Source organism: Actinomadura chibensis NBRC 106107 (assembly GCF_001552135.1).
Lineage (GTDB): Bacteria > Actinomycetota > Actinomycetes > Streptosporangiales > Streptosporangiaceae > Spirillospora > Spirillospora chibensis.
Genome location: NZ_BCQP01000036.1, coordinates 1 through 20,683, shown reverse-complemented (window position 1 = coordinate 20,683; position 20,683 = coordinate 1). Strand labels below are relative to the sequence as shown.

At 71.8% G+C, this 20,683-nt stretch carries 16 protein-coding genes and 1 other RNA gene; 4 read left to right on the top strand and 13 right to left on the bottom strand.

Annotated elements, in window-relative coordinates; translation table 11 throughout:
* Positions 1–5 precede the first annotated feature (5 nt).
* The 3 genes from ACH01S_RS20460 to ACH01S_RS20450 form a co-directional block, all read right to left on the bottom strand.
* Positions 6–1,394: a serine hydrolase domain-containing protein gene (locus ACH01S_RS20460; RefSeq protein WP_067893602.1), complete on the bottom strand. Its 1,389-nt coding sequence runs from the start codon at positions 1,392–1,394 to the stop codon at positions 6–8.
* Between the two features lie 177 nt (positions 1,395–1,571).
* Entirely contained in the window at positions 1,572–2,906 is a 1,335-nt protein-coding gene (locus ACH01S_RS20455) for a serine hydrolase domain-containing protein (protein WP_067893600.1), read from the bottom strand.
* 143 nt (positions 2,907–3,049) lie between these two features.
* Positions 3,050–3,934 (bottom strand): serine hydrolase, encoded by an 885-nt coding sequence (locus tag ACH01S_RS20450; protein ID WP_148344240.1) that lies wholly within the window; start codon positions 3,932–3,934, stop codon positions 3,050–3,052.
* A gap of 340 nt (positions 3,935–4,274) precedes the next feature.
* Between ACH01S_RS20450 and ACH01S_RS20445 the strand changes: the two genes are divergently transcribed.
* Positions 4,275–4,844 (top strand): dihydrofolate reductase family protein, encoded by a 570-nt coding sequence (locus ACH01S_RS20445; protein ID WP_067893596.1) that lies wholly within the window; start codon positions 4,275–4,277, stop codon positions 4,842–4,844.
* A 15-nt stretch (positions 4,845–4,859) separates the two neighbouring features.
* Here ACH01S_RS20445 and ACH01S_RS20440 read toward each other — a convergent pair whose 3' ends face one another.
* The 9 genes from ACH01S_RS20440 to ftsE form a co-directional block, all read right to left on the bottom strand.
* Positions 4,860–8,051, bottom strand: a complete 3,192-nt coding sequence (locus ACH01S_RS20440) for an AfsR/SARP family transcriptional regulator (protein ID WP_067893590.1) — start codon at positions 8,049–8,051, stop codon at positions 4,860–4,862.
* Positions 8,052–8,148: 97 nt separating this feature from the next.
* Entirely contained in the window at positions 8,149–8,553 is a 405-nt protein-coding gene (tsaA, locus tag ACH01S_RS20435) for a tRNA (N6-threonylcarbamoyladenosine(37)-N6)-methyltransferase TrmO (RefSeq protein ID WP_067893588.1), read from the bottom strand.
* A 428-nt stretch (positions 8,554–8,981) separates the two neighbouring features.
* Positions 8,982–9,929, bottom strand: a complete 948-nt coding sequence (locus tag ACH01S_RS20430; RefSeq protein ID WP_067893586.1) for a sulfotransferase domain-containing protein — start codon at positions 9,927–9,929, stop codon at positions 8,982–8,984.
* Positions 9,930–10,074: 145 nt separating this feature from the next.
* Positions 10,075–10,447: a transfer-messenger RNA gene (ssrA, locus tag ACH01S_RS20425) on the bottom strand.
* Between the two features lie 322 nt (positions 10,448–10,769).
* On the bottom strand, positions 10,770–12,731 hold the full coding sequence (locus tag ACH01S_RS20420; RefSeq protein ID WP_067893584.1) for a penicillin-binding transpeptidase domain-containing protein: 1,962 nt from the start codon (positions 12,729–12,731) through the stop codon (positions 10,770–10,772).
* Between the two features lie 9 nt (positions 12,732–12,740).
* The gene (smpB, locus tag ACH01S_RS20415; RefSeq protein ID WP_067893582.1) at positions 12,741–13,232 is read right to left on the bottom strand and encodes an SsrA-binding protein SmpB; all 492 of its coding nucleotides are present in this window, start codon (positions 13,230–13,232) and stop codon (positions 12,741–12,743) included.
* Positions 13,233–13,236: 4 nt separating this feature from the next.
* Entirely contained in the window at positions 13,237–14,454 is a 1,218-nt protein-coding gene (locus ACH01S_RS20410; RefSeq protein WP_067893580.1) for a S41 family peptidase, read from the bottom strand.
* Positions 14,455–14,517: 63 nt separating this feature from the next.
* The gene (gene ftsX / locus ACH01S_RS20405; RefSeq protein ID WP_067893578.1) at positions 14,518–15,423 is read right to left on the bottom strand and encodes a permease-like cell division protein FtsX; all 906 of its coding nucleotides are present in this window, start codon (positions 15,421–15,423) and stop codon (positions 14,518–14,520) included.
* Positions 15,424–15,621: 198 nt separating this feature from the next.
* The gene (ftsE, locus tag ACH01S_RS20400) at positions 15,622–16,311 is read right to left on the bottom strand and encodes a cell division ATP-binding protein FtsE (protein WP_021597771.1); all 690 of its coding nucleotides are present in this window, start codon (positions 16,309–16,311) and stop codon (positions 15,622–15,624) included.
* 478 nt (positions 16,312–16,789) lie between these two features.
* On the opposite strand from ftsE, the gene ACH01S_RS20395 reads away from it, so the two are divergent.
* On the top strand, positions 16,790–16,975 hold the full coding sequence (locus ACH01S_RS20395) for a hypothetical protein (protein WP_067893576.1): 186 nt from the start codon (positions 16,790–16,792) through the stop codon (positions 16,973–16,975).
* Positions 16,976–17,000: 25 nt separating this feature from the next.
* Here the strand turns inward: ACH01S_RS20395 and ACH01S_RS20390 are convergent, their stop codons facing one another.
* A complete protein-coding gene (locus tag ACH01S_RS20390) occupies positions 17,001–18,092 on the bottom strand; it encodes a DUF8094 domain-containing protein (protein WP_067893574.1) in 1,092 nt (363 codons plus the stop codon).
* Positions 18,093–18,281: 189 nt separating this feature from the next.
* Between ACH01S_RS20390 and prfB the strand changes: the two genes are divergently transcribed.
* Positions 18,282–19,388: a peptide chain release factor 2 gene (gene prfB, locus ACH01S_RS20385; RefSeq protein WP_067893571.1), complete on the top strand. Its 1,107-nt coding sequence runs from the start codon at positions 18,282–18,284 to the stop codon at positions 19,386–19,388.
* A 167-nt stretch (positions 19,389–19,555) separates the two neighbouring features.
* Positions 19,556–20,548, top strand: coding sequence for a DUF8094 domain-containing protein (locus ACH01S_RS20380; protein ID WP_067893570.1), 993 nt, complete (start codon positions 19,556–19,558; stop codon positions 20,546–20,548).
* Positions 20,549–20,683: the final 135 nt, after the last annotated feature.

Here is a 20,683-nt window from a genome sequence, read left to right as displayed (position 1 = left end):
AGTGATCAGGCGCCGGCGCGGCGGACCGCTCGGCCGAGGTGCAGGTACAGCGCGCGGCCGGTGCCGTCGTCGCCCACGAACGCGTGCGGCGTGTGCGCGCCGCCGTCGGCATGGACCGGAATCAGCACGTCGTCGCGGTAGTGGACGAGCTCGGTGCGCTTGACCCGCTCGCCCATCTCCGCGAGGACTCCCTTGGGGGTCTGCTCGATCCAGATCCGCCGGTCGCCGTCCTGGCTGACGGTGAGGTCGAAGGCCTGGGCCGAGTAGGTGCCGACGTACCGCTCCGCGTCGATCGGCCGAGCCCGCTCGGGCGGGACGGGGAGGGCGGGCAGGGCGACATCGGCGAGCTCGCCGAGGACGCGGCCCGCGACGTCCTGGTGGAGCGAGACGGCGTCGCCGCCGTTGGTCAGGAGCGCGACGGCCAGCCGGGCGTCGGGGACCATCCGCAGGAAGGCCGCCTGCCCGATGGTGTTGCCGTCGTGGCCGACGATGGCGCCGGCGGGCGTGTCGAACCGTTCGAAACCGAGACCCCAGGACGTCCCCATGACGCCGAGATCGGGCAGGTCGACCTCCCGTTCGCGCATCCGGGCGGCGGTCCCCGGGGCCAGCACCCGGGCGCCGTCCGCCGCCACGCCGTCGTCGAGGTGCGTCCGCGCGAAGGCGACCAGGTCCCGGGGCCTCATCGCGAGCATCGAGCCGGCCGGGGCGTTCGACCGCGCCATGGCCCACACCGGCGCGGGCGCGTATCCGGCGCCCGGTTCCGGCTCGATGTGGCCCACCGCGGCGCGGAACATGATCGCCTCGTAGGGACCGGTGGCGGTGTGGGTGAGCCCCAGCGGCGCGATGAGGTGTTCGCGCAGGCACGCGTCGTACGGCCGCCCGCGCAGCGCCTCCACGAGCCGGCCGAGCACGCAGTAGCCGGCGTTGTTGTAGGAGAACCGCTCGCCGGGCGGGAAGAGCTGCGGCACCTCGCCCAGGGTCGCGACGTACTTCTCCAGGCAGTCGTCGCCTACCCCGGTGTCGGTGAGGATGTCGCCCTCGAACCCGGCGGTATGGCCGAGCAACTGCCGGACGGTGATCCGCGCGGCCGCCTCCTCGTCGGCGACGCGGAACTCCGGCAGGTAGGCCCGCACCGGCTGGTCGAGGTCGACCTCGCCCTCGTCGGCCAGTTGCATGACCAGGGTGCTGGTCCAGAGCTTGGTGACCGATCCGATCTGGAAGACCGAGTCCGCGGTCGCCGCCACTCCGGTCGCCTTGCTGAGCGACCCGGCTGCTCCGTCGACCACCTGGTCGCCCTGCGCCACGGCCCACCCCGCGCCCGGCACGTCGTGCCGTTCGAGCAGCGACGGAAGCCGCTCGTCGAGCCAGGCCCGAATGTCCTCAAGGTTGCCCATGCGGCTTGATGGTAGAGACAGTGTCACACAGGGAGTTCGTCGGCGACGACAATCTGCGGCCGCCGATTCGTTGTATTCACCAGTGATCCCCCACGCTGAAGGATGTCGGCTCGACGGCGGGCGATGAAAAAACGGGCCGGTTCCTGAATCAGGAACCGGCCCGAAGGCGCTCTCGACTCACCGGGTCCGGACGCGGACCGCCGTCCGCCCGCCGAATTCGAGCATCGTCACGCGCCCGGCCTCGTTTCGGATGAAACGGCCGGTGCGTTGCCGGGTGTCCTCGGCCCGCGCGAAGACGTCGTCGTCGACGAACGCCACGGTGAACGGCGGCGGCGAAGGCGCGTCCTGGTCATCCGGAATGGTCATCCGCACGCTGAGGTTCTCACCCGCGACACTGATTTCGAAGCCGAGGTCCCCCGTCTCGAACCGTCCGACGAAGCCGGACAGATCATCGACGGGCACTGTGGGCACGGTCGGCGGCGGGGTGATGCCCGCGACGTTCTCCAGGGCCCACCGCACGACCGCGGCGCCGACCGCGCCGCCTCCGCCGCTGTTCGTCAGAACGGTGACCGCGAAGTCCTCGCCCGGCACCGTGATGAATTCCGACACCTGGAGGAAACCCACGTTGCCGCCGTGGCGGACCACGGCGCGCTCGCCGTGCCGGGTCCGCAGCCAACTCAGGCCCACTTCCTCGAAGGCGAGCGCGGCACGCCGGTGCGGTCGCCACATCAGCTCACGCCCGGCGTCGCTGATCGGCTTCGTGCCCGCGGCCTCGCCGGTGAGGAAGAAGCGCGCCCAACGCAACTGATCGCGCGCCGACGACCAGAGGCCGCCCTCCGGGTTCCCCGCCCGGCTGAGTCCCATGGACGAGGGAACGGCGGGGCCGTCGGCCGTGAGGGCGTGTCCCGCGGAATGCTTGCGGAGGAGCACCTCCCACGGCAGGAACAGGGAATCGCGCATCCGCAGCGGTTCGAGGATGCGGGTACGGACGAGATCCTCGTATGACGCGCCGCCGACGACCTCGGCCAAGCGGCCGGCGAGCATGAACCCGGTGTTGCTGTAGGAGAACACGGTCCCGGGCGGGAACACCTGCGGCAGTTCGCCGAACCGGCTCACGGCCGCCGCAAGGGCGTCGTCCCCCCACCCGGCTTCGATGTCGCGGTCGCCGAGGAAGCCCCCGGTGTGGGTGAGGAGATGTCGTGACGTGACGGCCTCCCGCGCCACCGGATCCGCCAGGACCAAGTCGGGCAGGTACGCCACCACCGGTTCGTCCAAGTCCAGCAGGCCCTCTTCGGCCAGCGCCACCAGAAGCGCGGCGGTGAACGTCTTCGTCGTGGACCCGATCATGAAGAGGGTGTCCTCGTCGACCGCGTACTCGGAGTCCGTGATGGTCACGCCGGTAGACAGGAGACTCTCCCCGCCGTTATGAAGAATCCCGACAGCGGCGCCGGGTACTCCGGACTGCCGGGCCGTCTCATCGAGCAGCGCTTGGAGTTCCGGGTAAGAGCCCATGGTCCGGACCCCCTTCGTCAGTGGGACTTGACCTCGACGCTATCGACGCGGTGGCACAGCCGACTTCGTCGCGTACACCGAATCGCAGCAGGTCGTTCGTCCGAACGGACGAGGTCGGCCGCCCACCGCCCGCGGGCGAGTGCCTATCGCCCCGAGCGCAGCTCATCGACGGCGAGCCGGGCCGCGCGACCGATGGCGGCGTCCACCCTCGGCAACCGGTCGGCCAGCGAGTCGGCCCGGGTGAACACGGCGACCGCGTACCGCCTGCCGTCCGGGTAGCTGACTACTCCGGCTTCGTTGCGGATGGCGGGCAGGGTGCCCGTCTTCGCGGCGACGCCGACGTCCGGCTCGAAGCCGGAGCTGAGCCGGTGCGGCCAGACCTGCCTGGCCATGATGTCGCGTACCCGCTCACACGCTGCCGGCGGTCCGGCGCCGTCGGTCCAGACGGCGTCGAGGAGCGTGGTGATCTCGCGCGGCGTCGACGCGGTCGTGCGCGCCGGGTCCAGCACCGCGAGTCGCCAGATCTCGTGGGGGTCAGCCGCGGCGAGCGCGGCGTCCGGGTCCTGGCGGTCGTCCCCGCCGAGATCGGCCGCGATCGAGGCGAACAGATCCGCACAGCATCCGATCAGCCGCGTCCTGTGTAGCCCGAGGTTGCGAAGGACCTGGTCAACGGCTGCTTTCCCGATGCGGCGGAAGACGACGTCCGTGGCCGCGTTGTCGCTCAACGTCATCATGAACAGCACGAGGTCGCGCCATGTCATCGTCACGTCGTCGGCGCAGCCGGCCGTGCCGATGCCGCCGATGCGATACCCCGACGTGACCGTGATCCGTTCGTTCTCGTCGAGCCGCCCCGCGGCCACCTCGCACGCGTAGGCGACCGCGACCGGCACCTTGAACACCGATGCCAGGACTACGGGATCCTCAGCGCCGACACTGACCTCGGGGCCATCGCAGACGCCGACCTCGCGGGCGTGCAGGAAACCGCGCGCCCCCGCCGACCCGAACACCTCTGCTATCTCCGATTCCACCGGCGACCTGGTGCCTTGACCCACCCTCGAGCTCCTTGAATCACCGACGAGCACAAGCGACACCGATGAGCGTCGCCGAGCGACGGTCGTGCCGCATCGTCGAACCCGACGAATTGACCGAGCCCGAATCGTCGGCCGCGGCACACTCGTCCGACGAATGGGGGCGTTCGCCTTGGACCGAGGGCGACCCGCCACCACCGCGCCCTTGATCTGGCGATCACGACAGCCGTCTTACGGCGGGGCGATGGGAGACCTGAAGGAAACGGTAAGGGCCGTCCGGCAGCTTTGAGTCATCGAAACCGGCGCCGGGCAGGCGCCGGAAGGAAGAGGGAGCAGCACGATGCGCAAGCTGATCGAGTCGACGTTCGTGTCACTGGACGGGGTCATCAACGACACCACTCCGTCGACGGCGTCCCGAGCGGAGCCGCAGCACTGGGGCATGCCCTACTGGGACGACGACCACGGCAACTACTCGGCCTCCTTGATGAAGAGGGCGGACGCCATCCTCGTCGGACGGCTCACCTACGAGGCAATGGCGGACGCATGGATGTCGCGGGCCGGGGACCCCGTCGCCGACATGATCAACGCGATGCCCAAGTACGTGGCGTCGCGGACACTGACGGAGGCCCCCAGGTGGAACGCCACCCTTCTCAAGGACGTTCCCGAGGAGGTCGCCAAGCTCAAGGAGCAGCCGGGCAAGGACATCCTGAAATGGGGCACCGGCGAACTCGACCGCACCCTCGTCGAGCACGGCCTGGTCGACGAGTTCCACTTCTGGTATTTCCCCGTCATCCTCGGGGCCGGCCTGCACCTGTTCGAGGGCGCGGGCTTCGACACGACGCACCTGAAGCTGGCCGACGTCAACCGGTTCGAGTCGGGAATCGCCGTGCACGTCTACGTTCCGAAGTAGACGGTGGTGAGCGGTTCAGGCCCGGTCCTCGTCCGCGAGGGTCCGGGCCTGTTCGGGCGTGAGTTCGGCGCCCTGCTTGAAAAGGGCGTCGAAATCGGGCTCCGCCCGGCGAACGGCCGCCGTGATCCGGTCGAGTTCGGCCTGGTCGGAGGGCGATGGCGGCAAGATGGTCCCGCGCCGCGCGGTCTCGGCGGCGCCGAGCAGCCGCGCGGCGGCGCCGGGGCGTCCGTCCAGCGCCACCGCCTCCGCCATGCCCGTGAGCGCCCACGCCATCCCGCGCGCCGAGGCCTGGTCGCGGCATGTCGCGAACGCCTCGCGGTGGTGGGCGAGCGCCGTCGCCGGGTCGCCGCGCCGCGCGGCCAGCAGCCCCAGCTCGGCCAGGACCATCGGCAGGTACGGCGGGCTGCTCTCCGCGGTCTGCAGCCCCCGGGCGGTCGCCAGCAGCCGGCGCAGGTGCTCCTCCGCCTGGTCGAGATCGCCGCCGCGGCGCGCGGCGAACGCCACCGAGAGGGTGGCGAACACCTCCCCGGCCTGGCCCTGCTCCACCGCCAGCCGGCGCGCCCGCTCGCCCTGCTCGCGGGCGCTCGCGTAGTCGCCGACCTGCACCGACGTCCAGGCGAGCCAGCTCAGCCGGTCGGCCGCGTCGGACCAGAGCCCGAGATCCTCGGCGATGCGGAGGCCGTCCCGGGCGAGCCGGGTCGCCGCGGCGTGGTCGCCGGTCATGTCGGCGAGGCCGATCAGCCAGCTCGTGGCCTGGAGCACGCCCCACTCGTCGCCCAGCTCGGCGAACAGCTCGGCGCCGCGCCGGGCGTCGTGTTCGAGGGCGTCCAGGTCCCCGCGCATGTGGGCGAGCATGGCGCGGACGCTCAGCACCGCCGCCTCGCCCCAGCGGTCCCCGGCGGCGCGGGCCGTGTCCAGGGCGGACGCCAGCAGCTTCGTCGTGGTCGTCTCGTCGCCCGAGCTGATGATCGAACTCGCGAGGAACCACTGCGCCCGGACGCGTTCGACCGGGTCCGGCACCGCCTCCGCGTCGCGCAGCGCCCCGGCGACGAGCTCCGCCCCGGACCGGCCCCGCATGAGCGCCAGCCCGGCGTGCCAGGCCGCCGCCTTCGCCCGGACGCCGGCCGGCGCTTCGCCCGGCGCGTCCAGGGCGGCGGCGAGCACCCGGTCGGCCTCGGCGAACCGGCCGCGCAGGAACCAGTACCAGGTCAGCGTCCCGGCCAGGCGCAGCGCGCGGTCCGCCGCGCCGTCCCGGTGGAAGGCGTCCAGGGCCGCGCGCAGGTTCGCGGTCTCGGCGTCCAGCCGGAGCAGCCATTCGCGCTGGTCAGGGCCGCGAAGCCGCAGGTCGGCCGACGCCGCGAGCGCCAAGTAGTGGTCGGCGTGCCGGCGGCGCAGCGCCGCCTCCTCCCCGGCCTCCCGCAGCCGGTCGTGGCAGAACGCCGACACCGTCTCCAGCAGCCGGAACCGGGGCCCGGCGGCGCGGACGACGAGGGAGCGGTCCACGAGCCCGGCGAGCAGGTCGAGCACCTGGCCGGGCTCGACCTCGTCCCCGGCGCACAGCGCCTCGGCGGCGTCGAGCGTGCATCCGCCGGAGTGGACGGCGAGGCGGCGCAGCACGGCCCGCTCCGGACCGGTCAGCAGCCGCCAGCTCCAGTCGATCACCGCGGCCAGGGTGCGCTGGCGCGCGGGCGCGTCCCGGGGCCCGGTGCCGAGCAGGCCGAACCGGTCGCGCGGCACGCGCAGCCGGGCCGCGAGCTCGGCGACGCCGAGCGCGGGCACCCGGGTGGCGGCGAGTTCCAGGGCGAGCGGGATGCCGTCCAGCCGGCGGCACACCTCCGCCACGGCGGCGGCCGTCTCCGGCGCCGGGTCCAGCCCGGCCCGCGCGAGGAACAGCCGGACGGCGGGCGACCGGGACAACCGGTCCGGGTCGTCGGTGCCCGGGACGTCGAGTGGCGCCACGTCCCAGCGCGCCTCGCCGCGCAGCCGCAGCGGCTCCCGGCTCGCGGCCAGCACCCGCAGGCCGGGCGCGACCGGCAGCAGCGCCGCGGTCAGCCCGGCGACCGGCTCGATCACGTGCTCGCAGTTGTCCAGCACCAGCAGCGTCCGCCGCTCGCGCAGCGCCGCCGCCAGCCTTGCCCCGGCGCCGGTGCCCGCGTCGCCCGGCGCGTCCGGGATGGACAGGGCGGACAGCACGATCTCCGCCGGGTCGCCGTGTCCGTCCCACGCGGTCAGGTCGACCAGCCACACGCCGTCCGGGTACGCGTCGGCCGCGGCGCGGGCGGTCGCGATCGCGACGCTGGTCTTGCCCACGCCGCCCGGGCCGGTCAGGGTGACGAGCCGTCCCGCCGCCAGCAGCTCGCGGACGCGCCGGACGTCGTGGTCGCGTCCGATCAGCTCGGTCACCGGGGCCGGCAGGTTCGTGGTGGGCCTCACCGGACGCGGCACGGGCGCCGGCGCCCGCTCGGCCGGGTCGCCGGCGAGGATCGCCGCGTGCAGCGCGGTCAGCTCCGGGCTCGGGTCGAGCCCCAGCTCGTCGGCGAGCCCGCGGCGCAGATCCTGGTAGCTCTCCAACGCCTCGCCCACCCGGCCCGCCCGGTAGAGGGCACGCATGTGCGCCGCGCGCAGCCGCTCCCGGTACGGCTGCCGGGACACCTGCTCGCCCAGCTCGGCGACCAGCTCGCGGTGCTCGCCGAGGGCCAGGCGCGCCTCGGCGAGCGCCTCCGCCGCGGCCAGCCGCCGCTCCTCCCAGCGGGTCACGGCGGCCCGCGCGAACTCCGCGTCCGCGAAGTCGGCCAGGGCCGGGCCCCGCCACAGGTCCAGGGCCTCGGTCAGCAGCCCGGCCGTCGTCCGCGGGTCGTCGGCCGCCTGGGCCAACTCGGCCAGGTGCGCGAACCTCGCCGCGTCCACCGCGCCGGGCGCGGCCCGCAGCGCGTAGCCGGGCGGCTGCGACACCACGAGGTCGCGCGCCCCGGACTCGGCGTTCGCCAGCGCCCGCCGCAACTGCGACACCCGCACTTGCAGCGCGGCCGTGGGATCGGCCGGCGCCGCGTCGCCCCACAGGTCGTCGACGAGCCGGTCGGACGACACCGCTCGCCCTTCGTGGACGAGCAGGTCCGCCAGCAGCGCCCGCACCTTGCGGCCGGGGATCGCGACCGGCTCGCCATGATCCGTCCAAGCGGCCAGCGGCCCCAATACCCCGAATCTCACCTCGGCAGTCTACGAGTCGGAAAGCGTCCGCTTATGGCCAGGCGCCCCGCCAGGATCCGGCCTCGGCAGGTCCGCCGACCCGGTGCGACACCCGGTCTCACCGGTCGGGGGTGAGGATGGGTTTGATGTCCAGGATCGGGGTCGCGTCGAGGGCCTCAAGGTTTTGGACGTGAACGCGCGAACCGGTCACGGCGAGGACGTGCACGGTGTGCAGGCCGATCGGGTTGGGCCGGTCGGGCGACCGGGTGGCGAAGACACCGGTGACCGGCCGGGAGGCCTCACCGCGCGGATGGACGGCGAGGGTGTCGCGGTCGGCGCGGTCGAGCCAGGTGAACAGCAGCGCATCGGTGCCGGGGGTCAATCCGTCCAGGGCGGGGGCGTACTGGTCGTCGAACACCAGCCAGGCGTCAGGGGCGCCCTCATCGGGCTGGCGTGGCGCCTGCTCGCGATCGGTGAGGACCGACACGACACGCCCGACCGGGCGCAGTGTGTAATCGCTCAAGGCTTCTCCAGAATTCGCGAGCACCGGGATTGGATTCGCTATGGGCCGGACCGTATACCGAACGTCCTGCATCGACGGTCGGATCGCGCCGTCGACAAAGGATGCCATATCTGAACGCGGCTAGCCGACACCCGGTGGGCGACTTCGCCGGGGCACACCGACCGGGTGGAGCCGGGCCGCCCCCGCTTCGACCTGCGCTGGCCTATTCAGGGACCGCCGCGACAGGAATGCCCTCTCATTGTTCGGCTGTGATGGACCGGGCACCACAGCATTGAATTCGCGTACCCGGTGCGGAATGGAATGCAGCATCGGGGAAACGGGTCGGCGTTGTCGACCCGGCCAGCGAGCGGTCCCGCGGTCTCGGCAAGGTCTGTGTCCGCCTCAGTTCCGCGTCGGCTCCGGCGCGTCTTCACTCATGAACCGCGCCCTTAGAAGTCGCCTGCCGCTGGGAGTGCGGGCCGATGGATCCAGGCGGCAAGGTCCGCGGGCGCGCATTCGGCGACTCGGGCGGCGTACCGGGGAAGCTCCTCCTCGCTGAGGACCTGCCGCCACTGGCCTGTTGTTCCGCTGCGGAAGAACCGGCTGGGGTCGTGATAGAAGCCGTCGTGGCTGGCTTCGGGCGCGAGCTCGTCGGCCCGGCCCTTCATGGCCGCGAACGTCGCGGCCTGGACCAGGTCCGGCCAGGCTGTTTCGGTGATGGCGATCCCGAGCCGGGCCGCCATGTAGCGCATCTGCCCTTCGAGGTCATCAAGGAGGTCCTCGTAGCGCAGCAGCACGATGTTCGGCTGGTCGCGGACCTGCCAGAACGTGTCCAGATGGTGAAGCATGATCTCCAGGTCGGACACGGCCTTCCCGGGCGCGGCCGGATCGACCCAGGACCAGAAGCGCTCGCGCGCGGTCCCGCTCGGCGGGGACGGAGCGGCGGCCAGCAACTGGTCGAGGACCGCGGCGCCCACGGCGTCCTCCCGCAATGCCAGGGTCACGGCCCGGTCGGTGTTGCCGGCGTGGTTGTCCAAGGACACGGCCACATCCCGGGGGTCCCGGCTTGCGCAGAGGTAGGTGACCCGGTCGTCGAAGGGCAATCCGTCCAGCGGCACATGGGTCTTGATGAACCGCCGGTGCGCCTGTGCCTCAAGGTCGGCCAGCACTTCGGGGAGCGGGCGCAGCAGGACGTCCAGCCACGGCGAGATCTGGTCGAGCGGCCGGTCAAATGTCGCGCTCTTGAAGATCTCCAGGGCGCAGATCATCTGCAGCCAGGTCGTGCCGCACTTCGCCGGGGTGCTGATCACGATGTCGCCGGGACGGAACGCGAACCCGTCCCAGCGGGCCGAGTCCGTGAAAGAGGTCTGGTAGCGAACACGTCCCCCCGAGCCCATGTGGGAAGAATCGCGGCAACCAGATCGGGCCGTCAACCATGCCGTGAATGACCGGAGCGCCTCGCCGGCGCGATGCCCGGGGCCCGAAGCGGACGCGCAACGCGAAAGCCGCCGGCCAGATGTGTTCTGGCCGGCGGCTCTCATGTGGTGGAGGTGGCGGGAATCGAACCCGCGTCCTTCGGTGATGGGTCAGGGCTTCTCCGGGTGCAGCCTGCTTGGCGTTTTCTCAGTCCCGGCGCTCACGCAGGCGTGTCGCCGACGGACTCAGTCGCTGTTAGGTGTTCCTACCGGCCCCGCGACCGGGCTGGTAGGTGGAGTCTCCTAGCGATGCCAGACCCCGGGTCGGAGACGCTCCCGGGCTGACAGAGTTCGCTCCTCGCTCAGGCGGCGAGGGCGAACTCGGACTGCTTCTTGTTGGCAGTTATTGGTTTGCTGTCACAGGATTTACGAGGTCACGACAGCAACCCTCGACCCGCTTCCCCTGGCTCGAACGACCGAAGTCGAAGCCGGTCACCCCCATGTTGAGTTGTCAAGACGGAGTCCGAGGACGTCCGCACGACGACGTTACAAGGATAACGCGGGCACCGGCAACGTCATTCCCCGGCCGGGCACCCGTGAGCCCCGGTGGGCGTGCGCGTGGCGCGCCCACCGGGGTCGACCGGCAGGGTCGGGCCGGTCCGGACGGCAGAGCCTCCCCCGAGACGAGGCTCTGGTCTCATCACGGCGACTGGGGTCCGCAACCCCCCAAGCGGAAGCCCAGTCACCCGGAAAGACGCACGGGGGTGACGGGTTGGTTGCGTCCCGGGCGTAAAGAGCTGACAAAGTCGCGGCGCGGCCCGGTCAGCCTGTGGTTCGGGCGGTCCGCGGCGCGCCGCGCAGGAACAGCGCGGCGATCTGGGCGGTGGGGACGCGGCCCTCGACGGCGAGCGCGAAGGCGCGGTCCCCGGCGGAGCCGACGAACCAGGAGACCGTCTTCGTGCGTCCGCCCTCCTGGTAGGTGGTGAGCGCGGCCACGCCGACGACGTCGCCGGACACGCGCGCGGGTTTGGCGTTCCCGCGCGTCGCCGTCTGGCCGAGGACCTTCTTGAGGCTGGCGATCGGCTCCGGCTGGAGGCTCTGCGCCTGCGGCGGCTGGACGCTCTGCGGGATGTCCTTCAGCACGTACGGCGGCCGCCACGTGCCGCTCTGCGCCGCGCCCGCGACCAGGGCCATCGCGAGGGGGCTCACCTGGACGTTCCCCTCCCCGATCATCATCGCGGCCTTCTCGCCCTCGTTGGCGGGGGTCGGCACGGAGCCGGTGAACGCGGGGACGCTGAGCCCGTAGTCCTTGCCGAGGCCGAACTGCGCCGCCTCCTTGACGAGGGCCTGCGCGTCCAGCTTGGAGCCGAGCTGGGCGAGGGCGGTCTTGCAGGACGTGGCGAAGTGGTCGGCCAAGGTCCCCTTGCCAAGCCCCCTGTTCGCGAACGTCTTGCCGCCGATCGTGACGGTGCCGGGGCAGGTCGTCTCCGTGGACGGCTTCATCCCCGCCTGGGAGAACAGCGCCTCGGTGGACACGATGCCGAAGGCCAGGCCGGGCGGGTAGCGGCCCTCGAACGCGAGGTTGCGGCCGTTCGTCCCGTGGTTGGACACGGCCAGCACCTCGCCGGTGCTCGGCCGGACGGCCACCATCGACGCCGGATAGGGCAGCTGGCCGAGGGCGGCGTCGGCGCGGGCCTGGAAGGTCGGGTCGAGGGTCGTCTGCACGGCCTGCGGCTTCTGGCCCTCCCAGGACCGCAGCTCCTCGGTGTTCTTGCCGCTCTCGTCCTGCGCGACGACCTGGACGGTCGGGGTGCCCGCCAGGCGGCGCTGCTGGAGGAGCTGGATGCCGCTGACGCCGATCGTGTCGCCCGGCTGGTAGGGGGCGCCGACCTGCTGGAGGCGGTCAGCGGTCGCGGGCCCGAGGTTGCCGATCAGCTCGGGCGCGTAGCCGGGCGCGATCGGCGCCTGGATGCCCTTGAACTGGAGCCCCGGCACGTTGCCGAGCCGCTGGATCAGCCCGAGGTGCGCGGGGACCTGGAGGGTCAGCAGCGGCAGGAACTCCTGCGGCGGGGCGGACCGGACGCGGCCGAGGAGGCGCTCGGCGTCCAGCCGCCGCCCCCCGTCGATCTTGGTCTGCTTGGTGAGCAGGTTGATGGTGCGCTGCGGGTCGGCGAGCTGCCCGGGGTACACGCCGACCATGTACGCGCCGGTCACCCGCAGCACGGACCGGCCCTGCGTGTCGGTGATCAGGGCGCGCTTCGGCACCTTGGTCACCACCGCGAGCCGCTGCCCCTGCTTCAGCTTCGTGTGGATGATGGACGGGCTCCACACGACCTTCCACTTGCCGCCGACGCGCCGCAGGTGCATCAGCCCCGGGTACTCCCACGGCTGGCCGTTCTCACCGAGGTCGATCTTCACGGTGAAGCGCGCGTCGGCCTCGTCGCCCTTCTTGACGATCTGGTCGACCTCGCTGCCCGGCACCTCGGTGCCGAGGGACAGCCGCAGGGACGCCGCGTCGAGCTGCTGGCGGACGCGGCTCAGCGCGTCCTCCACCTGGTCGCGGTCGAGGCCGACGGTCCGCCCGGCGGCGGCGTGGTAGTTGCCGACCTGCCAGGCGATCAGGAAGTCGCGGACGGCGGGCATCGCCGACGGCTCGGCCCAGCACCCGGTGGTCATCGTCGCGACGAGGGCGCCGCAGCCCGCGAGCGCGACCGCCCGGCGGCCGCGCCTCCAGGCCGGCGTCCGCGTCCCCGCCGGAGCCCGCCTCCGGCCGCGCTTGCTCATCGACACCCTTCACCGTCTCCTGAACCGGGCCGCCGCAGCCTTCTGCATCTCCCGCTCGGCCTCCCGCTTGGCGATGGCCTGACGCTTGTCGTACGACTTCTTACCACGGGCCAACCCGATCTCGACCTTGGCCTTGCCGTCCTTGAAGTAGAGCGAGAGCGGGATCAGCGTCCAGCCCGGTTCCTCCGACTTCGTGATGATCTTCTGGATCTCGCGCTTGTGCAGCAGGAGCTTGCGGCGGCGGCGCGGCGCGTGGTTCGTCCAGGTGCCCTGCGTGTACTCCGGGATGTGGACGTTCTCCAGCCAGATCTCGCCGTCCCGCACGTGGGCGAAGCCGTCGACGAGGGACGCGCGCCCCGCGCGCAGCGCCTTGACCTCCGTGCCCATCAGCACCATGCCCGCCTCCCACGTGTCGTCGATGTGGTAGTCGTAGCGGGCCCGCTTGTTCTGGGCGATCAGCTTGTTCGACGTGTCCTTCTTGCGCCCGGTGTCCCGTGCCACTTCGTCAGTCCTTGTCCGTCGCGTGCAGGCCGCGCAGCACCGTCCGGGCGCGGCGCTCGGCCTCCCTGGGTGGACGGTCGGCGGAGACCGCCACGTCGGGCTCTATCCCGACCCCGTCGAGCGTACGGCCGCCCGGGGTGCGGTAGCGCCCGACGGTCAGCTCGATCACCGATCCGTCGCCGAGCCTGATGGGTTCCTGCACCGACCCCTTCCCGTACGTACGCGATCCTACGATCACCGCGCGGTCGCGGTCGCGCAGGGAGCCCGCGACGATCTCCGCGGCGCTCGCGGTGCCCGCGTCGACGAGGACGACAACGGGCGTCCGCCCGTCGCCGGGCCGCGTCACCGAGCGCCGCTGGACGGGCCCGCCGCGCGGCTCGTACGTCACGACGGGCCCGCCGGTGAGGAACGCCGACGCCGTCTCGACCGCCTCGTCCAGCAGGCCGCCCGGGTTGCCGCGCAGGTCGAGCAGCACTCCCCCGGCGGGACGGCCGGACGACGGCCCGCCCCCGGTCACGGCGGCGCGGACCGCGCGCCCTGTCCCGCGCGTGAACGCCCCGACCCGGATCAGCCGGGCGCGGCGCGGCAGGTCGGTCACGGTGACGTCGCCTCCCTGGACCGGCGTGCGGACGAGATGGAACCTCCTGGTTCGATGATCGCGCTCCACCGTGAGTTCGACCGGTTCGCCCGGACGTCCGCGCAGCGCGGCGGCGACCCGCCCCACGTCCCAGCCGGTCACGGACGCGGCGCCGACGCCGGTGACGACGTCGCCCGCGCGGACTCCGGCGCGCGCGGCGGCCGTCCCCGGCTGGACGCTCGCGACCAGCACCCCGGCGCGCCCGTCGGCGGCGCCGAGCCAGAGCCCGACGCCGCTGTAGTGGCCGGTGAGGCGTCCGTCCACGTCGTCGTACTGGCGGGCGGAGTAGTAGCGCGCCCACCTGTCGCCGAGCCCGCGCAGCATGCCCTCGATGGCGGCGCGGTCGAGCTCGCCGCGGCCGACCGGCTTCGCGGCCCGGCCGCCGATCGCGGCGGCGGCCTCGTCCAGCACCGACCCGCCGGCGGCGGCGGTGTGCCGCTTCGGGCTCGGGCCGCTCACGACCCCGGCCCCGTACGCGCAGACGATCGCGGCGGCGACGGCGCAGCCGCGCGGCAGGCGCCCGGCCCTCCTGCCCTCGGAAGGTCTCCGGGGCCGCCGCCTCCGAAGCGACGCGGACCGGAACATGCGGCAAGTGTAGGGCGGCACGCGACGCCGGATCCGGCGGTCCCGCCGGATCCGGTCAGCGCGTCAGATTCTGAGATATCTCCGGAGCGTCAGGAACGACGAGAGCGCACAGAGCAGCACTCCGAAGCAGATCGACACGATGATGACGGCCACCACGGTGCTCCAGCCGAGCTGGCTGACGAGCTGGACGTCCCCCGCCAATCTGTCGATCAGCAGTTTCTTGCTGAAGACAAGCAAGATGGACGCGAACAGACCTCCGATCAGGCCCGCGATCGCGCCCTCCAGGATGAACGGCATCTGGATATAGGTGTTGGACGCGCCGACCAGCCGCATGATGCCCGTCTCCCGGCGCCGGTTGAACGCCGACAGCCGGACCGTGTTGCCGACCAGCATCACCGCGGCCACCACCTGGATCAGCGCGATCATCAGCGCGGCGACCTGGAGGCCGTTCAGGATCCGGAAGAACCGCTTCAGGATCTCCTGCTCGTTGATCACCGTGTCCACGCCGGGACGGCCGAGCACCGCCTGCGAGACCGCCTTGTACTCCTCGGGGTTCCGCAGCTTCACCCGGAACGAGTCGGGGATGTCGCCCTCGCGGGTGCTCTCGACGAAGCCCGGCGAGCCGGAGAAGCGGTCCTTGAACCGGGCGTACGCCTGCTGCTTGCTCTCGTACTGGACGCCGGAGACCTGCGACATCCCCTTGAGCTGCGCCTGGAGCTGCTGCCGCTCCTGCTCGGTGACGTCGCGCTTCTGGCAGCTCGGGTTGGAGCTGGTCTTGGCGCACAGGAAGATCGAGACCTCGATCTTGTCGTACCAGTAGCTCTTGGACGCGCGGACCTGTTCGCGCAGGAGCATCCCTGTGCCGAAGAGCGCCATGGCGATGGCGACGGTGATGACGAGGGAGATCGTCATCGTCATGTTCCGGCGGAGACCGATCCAGATCTCCTGGAGAACGAACTGTACGCGCATGCCTCGCTGTCCTTGATCGCCTGTGTCCCGCCGGAAGCCTGGGCCGTCCGCGCCGGAGAACGGCCGGAGCGCGGCCTGAACGGCGGCCCGAGCGCGGCCCGATGCGGGGGTCCTGCCTCTGGGCCTCGGGGTGTCGTACGACCCGGCAGGAATCGATGGTTCAGATGGTCTGGTACGCGGTCTGACTGGTACGCGGGTTTAGTACGCCTGGCCGTACACGCCGCGGGACTGGTCGCGGACGACCCGTCCGTCCTCCAGCTCGACGACACGCTTGCGGAACGCGTCGACGATCGCGGCGTCGTGGGTGGCCATGACGACGGTGGTGCCGGTCCGGTTGATGCGGTCCAGCACCTTCATGATGCCGATCGAGGTGGCGGGGTCGATGTTCCCCGTCGGCTCGTCCGCCAGCAGGATCATCGGCCGGTTGACGAAGGCCCGCGCGATGGCGACGCGCTGCTGCTCGCCGCCGGACAGCTCGTCCGGCATCCGGTGGGCCTTGCCCTCCAGGCCGACGAGGTCGATGACCTCGGGGACGACCTTGCCGATGAAGCGCCGCGGCTTGCCGATCACCTCTAGGGCGAACGCGACGTTCTCGAAGACGTTCTTGTTGGGGAGGAGGCGGAAGTCCTGGAAGACGCAGCCGATCCTGCGGCGCAGGTGCGGCACCTTCCAGTTGCTCAGCCTGCTCAGGTCCTTGCCCGCCACGTGCACGTGACCCTGGGAAGGACGCTCCTCTTTCAGGATGAGGCGCAGGAAGGTCGACTTCCCCGAGCCGGACGGACCCACCAGGAACAGGAACTCGCCCTTTTCGATGGCGACGTTCACATGCTGCAGGGCTGGTCGGTTCTGGCTCGGGTAGACCTTGGTGACGTTGTCGAAATGGATCACGGCTGCATCACGGCGGTTCAGTCTAGGGGTTGGGGAGCGGCCCGGCGCGCGGTCGCGGACTCGTCCGCACCTCGCGTTCCGCGCCGCCCGGCTCCGCGACCAGGTGGGACGCTGAGCCTTGGAGCAGTGTAGAGGGGTGAGTCAACTGGCTCGTCCCACTCGGAGTGGTACGGCCGCCCGGAGGCGGCGAGGCGTCCGATCGGTGAACATTCGTCGTCCGGTTCGCGAGCGGTGTCCGGTTCGGGGGCGACGGACGACGAACGAGGACGCGGTGCGTGCCGTCCGATCAGTGCCATGCGAACCCGTCTCCCGACGTCCGGCCGTTTCGTACCGTCTAGCTCCCGGACTTGCCGGAACGACCATACAGTCCGGCTACGCTGGATGATGGCGAAAGATACCTAATGGGTGGTCGCACACCCGGCGGGTGGACGTTTCGCGCACGGACCCGCATGCCGTTCTCGGAGATTGGGGCCACGACATGAGCTGCGAACATCTGATCTGCGCTCGGTGCTCGAACCCGGTGGTCGAGGGACGCTGCGCCACCTGCCGGGAGGCCCGGTCGGAGCTGCACCGGCACGGCCCCTCGGTGCCGCCGTCGGTCGTCCTGGCGGGGCTGGTCGCGCTGTTCTTCGTCGCGCTCGTCCTGCAGCGCGTCTACGGCTAGCCGTCCGCGGCAGGCCCTTGGACTCTCAGGGTTTCTTGATCGGCGGGGTGGCGGCCTTGGAGATCGCGCCGTCGTCGGCCACCAGGTGCGCCTTGGCCTGGGTCTTGCCCTTCTTCGCCCGAGGGGGGTCGTAGGCGGCGAAGTGCAGGGTCGCCGTCGTGTCGACCTCGTTGCCCTCGACGGTCCCGTCGAGCAGATGCTCCGCCTCCTCCGGGATCTCCGGCTTCGGGGTGGACGGGTCCTTGGCGACGAGGGAGCTGGTGCGGAACAGGGAGTAGACGATGAGGCCGCCGCCGTGCTCCGTCCGCAACCCGAAGTAGGGGAACGGTGTCGCGGTGTAGACGACCTGGAGCGTGAGGTCGTGTTTCTTGGCGTCCTTCTTGGCCCGCTTGGCCTTCTGGTAGTAGCCCGTCGTGACCGCCCCGGACTTCATCACCTTGGCGGCGACGCTCCGCGGGCCCTCCGCCGCGATCGTCGCCTGGATCCCGCCCACGTCGCGCGGCCGGATCAGCACCGACGGGTCGTCCGCGCCGAGCGCCGTCGCGTACCCGGCGTCGTCGATCTCGACCTTCGGTTCCTTGGCCTTCGGTTGGAGGAGGGTCGCGAGCGTCAGCCGCCACGAGTCGGACGGCCCGCGCAGGATGAACGCCATCAGCGCCCGCCGCTTGCTCTTGGCCTCCCCCGCGACCGAGCGGTCCACGGACGCCACGAACCACTGCGGGTAGCCGTCGTCCTTCAGCTTCGGCACGTACAGCCTGGGCTCGCCGTACTCGAACCGCCGCACCGGGTCGCCGTCGTAGGCGGCCTTGCGGAACTCGGCGGCGGTGAGCTGGGACTGGCCGTCGGACGTCCAGGTCAGCGCCAGCCGCTCGTCGCCCGCCGCGCGCGCCACGTCCTCGTCGGTGACATAGGTACGGAACGCCCGCTCCGCGACCTTCGGGGTCAGCGGGACGGACGGCGGCGGCGACGTCGAGGGCATGCTGACGGTGGGCCGCGCCTCCGTCCGGCCCTCCCCGCCCCCCGCGCAGCCCGCGGCGAGCGGCAGGACGAGGGCCGCTCCGGCCACGACCGTCCGCGTGAATCCGTACACAGATCCGTCCCCCGGACCGAGCTCCATGCCGACCGTCCTCCGGCCGGGCTCCCTCGGCCCGTGATTCTTCCACCATCATGATATTGGCGGGACGCCCGGCCGCTCGTCCGGTACGGAACGCGCGGGCGGCCCGCACGTCGTCCACGGTGTCCGCGCGTTGTCCACAGGGCGTCGGCGCGCGACCAGCAGTGCCGGGACGGCGCTAAGCTCGGGGGCGTGGCAGGCATCGAACCGGAAGAGGAGCTCAAGGAGCTCGGCTCGACACTGTCCGGCATCGAGCAGGTGCTGGACCTCGACGGCATGCGGCGCGACATCGCCGAGCTGCGCGAGCAGTCCGCCGACCCTGAGCTGTGGAACGACCAGGAGCGCGCCCAGTCGGTGACGCGCCGCCTGTCCTACCTGGAGAGCGAGCTGAACCGGGTCGAGGGGCTGCGCCAGCGGCTGGACGACACCGTCACGCTCTACGAGCTCGCGGGCGAGATGGACGACGAGGCCACCCGCACGGAGGCCGACGAGGAGCTCGCGGCCCTGCGCAAGGCCGTCCAGCAGCTTGAGGTCCGCACGCTGATGTCGGGCGAGTACGACGCCCGCGAGGCGCTCGTCACCATCAACGCCCAGGCGGGCGGGGTCGACGCCGCCGACTGGGCGGAGCAGCTCCAGCGCATGTACCTGCGGTGGGCCGAGCGCCACAACTACCCGACCGAGGTCTACGAGACGTCCTACGCCGAAGAGGCCGGGATCAAGTCGACGACCTTCACCGTCAAGGCCCCCTACGCCTACGGGACGCTGCGCGGCGAGCACGGGACGCACCGGCTCGTCCGCATCTCCCCGTTCGACAACCAGGGCCGCCGCCAGACGTCGTTCGCCGGGCTGGACGTCGTCCCGGTGGTCGAGCAGAGCGACCACGTCGACATCGACGAGAACGACCTGCGGATCGACGTGTACCGGTCGTCCGGGCCCGGCGGCCAGGGCGTCAACACCACCGACTCCGCGGTGCGGATCACCCACATCCCGACCGGGATCGTCGTGTCCTGCCAGAACGAGCGCAGCCAGATCCAGAACAAGGCGACGGCGATGAACGTCCTGCAGGCGAAGCTCCTGGAGCGCAAGCGCCAGGAGGAGGCGGAGAAGATGTCCGCCCTGCGCGGCGAGGGGACGAGCAGCTGGGGCACGCAGATCCGCAACTACGTGCTGCACCCGTACCAGATCGTGAAGGACCTGCGCACCGGCGTCGAGGTCGGCAACCCGTCCGGCGTCCTGGACGGCGACATCGACGAGTTCATCGAAGCCGAGATCCGCTGGATGCGCCAACAGGGCCAGTAACCCGACACCGCCCCACGCGGCCGCACAGGCGGCGGCCCAGGTGGCGGGGGCGGCGGGACCCGGGCGGAAACTTTTCGGCGACTTTCGTGTTCGGAGCGTGACCTGGCGGTCACTCTGCGAAGATGTCCTGCGGTCCGGATCGCCGACGCCATATCGGGGGGCTTCGCATGGCCGCACGCACCGTCACCACCGCCTCAGTCACCTCATCCCTGCTGGTCGCCGCGGCGCTCAGCGCGGGATGCTCGGGCGGCGGAAACACCTCGTCCGCAGAACAGGGCGAACCCGCGGGCACACCCGCACTCAGCAGGGCGCAGGCCGAGCGGGTGCTCGCGTCCTACACCGACCGCGCGAACCAGGCCGCGCGGCGCTTCAACGGAACGGCCCTGCGCACGATCGAGGCCGAACCGCAACTGTCCATGGACGTCGCGGCGCTGAAGTTCCGCCGCGCCGCCAAGCAGCGGCCGCCGAAGGTGGAGTTCACGCCGACGGCGTACTACATCCCGCGCCTGACCGGGTATCCGCACTGGTTCGCGACCGCCGCGGTCAGCGGGAAGGGCAACCAGACGCTCCGGCACGCGATGCTGTTCACGCAGGCCAGTGAGGGCGCGCCCTGGCTGCTGACCGCCGCGCCCTACTCCGGGGAGGACGTCCTCAGCCGGGTCGCGCTCGCCCCGGACGGCACGGCCACGCCGGTCGAGCCGCGCGCCGGGGGCCTCGCCGTCCAGCCGGAGCGGCTGCCGCAGGCGCACGCCGCGCTGCTCACCGAGGGCCCGCGGGCGTCGGGCGCGGCGTTCCTCGCCGACGGCGCGAAGACCAGCGAGACGTACAAGGCGCTCCAGCAGGGCGAGAAGACCCTGGCCGGACGCGGCGTCACGCTGTCGTCGCGGTTCTCGGCCGCCCCGTACGGGGTGTACGCGCTGCGCACCAAGGACCGAGGGGCGCTCGTCTGGTACGTGTTGCGGCAGAACGAGGCGTACTCGTCGTCGCGGCGCGGCGCGCTCACCGTCGGCGGCGACCTCCTCGGTCTCGCCCCGGCCCGCGCCGCGACGACGCGGATGGACACGACGGTCCTCGTCCAGTACCTGGCGGCCGTTCCGCCGAAGGGACGCGCCGCCGTCGCCGCCATGTACCGCAAGGCCGTCGCGGTGCACGGCTCCTGACCTCCACCGGGTGCCGGGTGGTCTCGCTCCTCCGACCGCTGCGGCGAGCCCGACCGGCACCCGGTGGTGTTACTCCGCTTCCGCGCTCCCCACGGGGCGGGCGGCCGCAGGGCGCCCAGCGCCCGGAGGCCGCCC

What these genes read in the sequence shown, in the direction of transcription:
- ftsX (WP_067893578.1), bottom strand. Translation starts at nt 15,423, where the DNA reads ATGCGCGTACAGTTCGTTCTCCAGGAGATCTGGATCGGTCTCCGCCGG.
- ACH01S_RS20430 (WP_067893586.1), bottom strand. Translation starts at nt 9,929, where the DNA reads ATGGGCTCGGGGGGACGTGTTCGCTACCAGACCTCTTTCACGGACTCG.
- ACH01S_RS20390 (WP_067893574.1), bottom strand. Translation starts at nt 18,092, where the DNA reads ATGGAGCTCGGTCCGGGGGACGGATCTGTGTACGGATTCACGCGGACG.
- ACH01S_RS20410 (WP_067893580.1), bottom strand. Translation starts at nt 14,454, where the DNA reads ATGTTCCGGTCCGCGTCGCTTCGGAGGCGGCGGCCCCGGAGACCTTCC.
- ACH01S_RS20445 (WP_067893596.1), top strand. Translation starts at nt 4,275, where the DNA reads ATGCGCAAGCTGATCGAGTCGACGTTCGTGTCACTGGACGGGGTCATC.
- ACH01S_RS20460 (WP_067893602.1), bottom strand. Translation starts at nt 1,394, where the DNA reads ATGGGCAACCTTGAGGACATTCGGGCCTGGCTCGACGAGCGGCTTCCG.
- ACH01S_RS20395 (WP_067893576.1), top strand. Translation starts at nt 16,790, where the DNA reads ATGAGCTGCGAACATCTGATCTGCGCTCGGTGCTCGAACCCGGTGGTC.
- ACH01S_RS20420 (WP_067893584.1), bottom strand. Translation starts at nt 12,731, where the DNA reads ATGAGCAAGCGCGGCCGGAGGCGGGCTCCGGCGGGGACGCGGACGCCG.
- ACH01S_RS20455 (WP_067893600.1), bottom strand. Translation starts at nt 2,906, where the DNA reads ATGGGCTCTTACCCGGAACTCCAAGCGCTGCTCGATGAGACGGCCCGG.
- ACH01S_RS20380 (WP_067893570.1), top strand. Translation starts at nt 19,556, where the DNA reads ATGGCCGCACGCACCGTCACCACCGCCTCAGTCACCTCATCCCTGCTG.